The 2,492-nt window shown below is 69.6% G+C and carries 1 protein-coding gene and 2 pseudogenes; all 3 read right to left on the bottom strand.

What is annotated here, in order from left to right:
• Window positions 1–1,118, bottom strand: a pseudogene (locus tag AC27VN_RS38740) (indolepyruvate ferredoxin oxidoreductase); the annotation flags it as partial.
• A gap of 181 nt (window positions 1,119–1,299) precedes the next feature.
• The gene (gene ligD, locus AC27VN_RS38735) at window positions 1,300–2,202 is read right to left on the bottom strand and encodes a non-homologous end-joining DNA ligase (protein WP_490880107.1); all 903 of its coding nucleotides are present in this window, start codon (window positions 2,200–2,202) and stop codon (window positions 1,300–1,302) included.
• A gap of 85 nt (window positions 2,203–2,287) precedes the next feature.
• Window positions 2,288–2,492 (bottom strand): annotated as a pseudogene (locus tag AC27VN_RS38730) (succinylglutamate desuccinylase); the annotation flags it as partial.

Genomic DNA, 2,492 nt, shown 5'->3' with positions numbered 1-2,492 from the left:
GCCTGGCGGATGAACTCGGCCAGGCCGCGCACCAGCACCTCGCCGGTGTACTCGCCGGCCATCGGGAAGATGTCCTTGCCGTGCAGCCGCGTATCGCAGCCGGCCTTGCGCAGCGTCGCGTGCAGCGCGTCCTCCATGTAGTTGGGCTGGCCCTCTTCCACCATCAGCACCGCGCGCTTGCCGCGGCAGAAGTCGATGAGCTCGTCGGGCACCATCGGGTAGACCACGTTGAGCACCTGCAGCGGAATGCGGCTGTTGCCGAAGGCATCGGCCAGGCCGAGTTGCTGCAGCGCGCGCAGGGTGCCGTTGTAGAGGCCGCCCGGCAGCACCAGGCCGACGTCGGCGCAGTCGCCGTCGAAGCGCTCGTTGAGCCGCGCGTCGCGGATGTAGGCCAGCGCGGCCGGCCAGCGCGACTCGATCTTCATGCGCTCCTGCGCGTAGATCGAGGGCGGCAGGTTGATGTTGGCGAAGTCGAAGCGCGGCTGCGCAATGGCCTCGCGCGTGGAGATGGCCGGCGCGCGGTTGTCCTTGCAGACGAAGCTGCCGTGCACGTGGCAGGCGCGGATGCGCAGCTGCAGCATGACGGGCGTCTGGCTCGCCTCGGAGAGCTCGAAGCCGTGCTCCACCGCGTCGACGATCGAGCCCAGGTTGGGCCGCGGATCGAGCAGCCACATCTGCGACTTCATCGCGAAGGCGTGCGTGCGCTCCTGGATGATGCTCGAGCCCTCGCCGTAGTCCTCGCCGAGGATCACCAGCGCGCCGCCCTGCACGCCGGCCGAGGCGAGGTTGGACAGCGCATCGGATGCGACGTTGGTGCCGACCGTGGACTTCCACGTAACGGCGCCGCGCACCGGGTAGTTGATGGAGGCGCCGAGCATCGCGGCCGCGCCAGCCTCGGAGGCGCTGTTCTCGAAATAGATGCCGAGCTCGTCGAGCAGCTCGCGCGCATCGCCGAGCACGTCGATCAGGTGCGAGACCGGCGCGCCCTGGTAGCCGCCGATGTAGCTCACGCCCGATTGCAGCAGGGCCTTGGTGACGGCCAGGATGCCCTCGCCGTGGAATTCCTCGTTCGCGCCCAGCGAGAGGCGCTTGACTTCTTCGGCGAAGGATCGCTCCATGGTGTTTCTTGTCTCCGGCCGGCGCCGCGGGAAGCGCCGCATTTCATCGTGGGTGGCTCGTGGACGGGGACTTTAGGAGTACCTGTTCATTTGCCCAATCGATGGAATGGGAGTTACACATCGATGGATTCGATGCGATGTCGCGCGATCGCGACCGGCCGTCCGCGGAGGACGGGAGCGTTCAGTTCACCAGGTAGCCGAGCCTGCGCATCGCGTCGCCGAGCCCCTTGCGACTGCGCTCCATCGCGGCCCACGGCGCATTGCCGATGTCGAGCCGCTCGGCGATGGTCGCCACGGTCCAGTGGTCGGAGGACTCGACCTCGAACAGCTCGTCCCAATCCAGCGGCACCGACACGCCAAGGCCCGGTCGCGCGCGCGCCGACCAGGCGCTGATGGTGGTGGCGCCGAAGCCGTTGCGCAGGTAGTCGGCAAAGATCTTGCCGACGCGGTTGCGCGGCCCGCTCTTGGCGACGATGCGCTCGGGCACGCTGCGCGCGAGCTGCTGCACGATGGCCTGCGAGAAGCCCTTGACCTCCTCCCACCCATGCGCGCGCCGGATCGGCACCACCACGTGCAGGCCCTTGCCGCCGCTGGTCTTGAGGAAGGACGGCAGCCCGAGCTCGTCGAGCAGGGTGCGCACCAGCAGCGCGGCCTCCTGCATGCGCGGCCATTCCACGCCCTCGCCGGGGTCGAGGTCGAAGGTCATGCGGTCGGGCTGGCCGAAGGCGCGCGAGAGCGCGTTCCAGGTGTGGAACTCCACCACATTGAACTGCGCGGCACCGAGCAGGCCCTCGGCCGTGTCGATCTGCAGCAGCGGCTCGTGGCCGGGATCGAGCGCCGGGTCGAGCAGGCCCACGCCGGCCATCTCGCCGTGCTGCGCATGCTTCTGGAAGAACAGCTCGCCCGCGATGCCGTCGGGCGCGCGCACCAGCGCCACCGGCCGGCCGCGCAGGTGCTGCAGCATCAGCGGCGCGACGCGCGCGTAGTAGGCGGCGAGCTCGCCCTTGGTGATGCCGCTCTTCGCGTCGACGAGGCGGTCGGCATGGGTGATGCGCGGCGTGGATTGCTTGCGGGCAGCGGCCATGGTTGGTTTCCTTGGTCCGCCATGGTCGTGCTCGCCCAGGGCCGCGGATGTAGGAACGCGACGGCGCGCCGTGTATTCCTGGCGCTCAGGCCGTGCCGTCGAGCCGCCGTTCGCTGGGCCGCGCGAAGTAGAACCACTCGGTGTCCGGCAGCGCGAGCGCGTTGGGGAACACGATGCAGCCGTCATCGGGCGCGGTCACGGGCGTGCCGTCGTGCCGCGTGCCGATGAGCTCGCCGCGGCGCACCGGATCGAAGGTGGCCCAGTCGCGCGCGAAGCGGTCGTCGGCATGC

It is taken from the genome of Variovorax sp. 20P10.2.4 (genome assembly GCF_058244205.1).
Note: the sequence above shows the minus strand (reverse complement) of the source record. Positions and strands in the feature narration are given on the sequence as shown.

What these genes read in the sequence shown, in the direction of transcription:
- ligD (WP_490880107.1), bottom strand. Translation starts at nt 2,202, where the DNA reads ATGGCCGCTGCCCGCAAGCAATCCACGCCGCGCATCACCCATGCCGAC.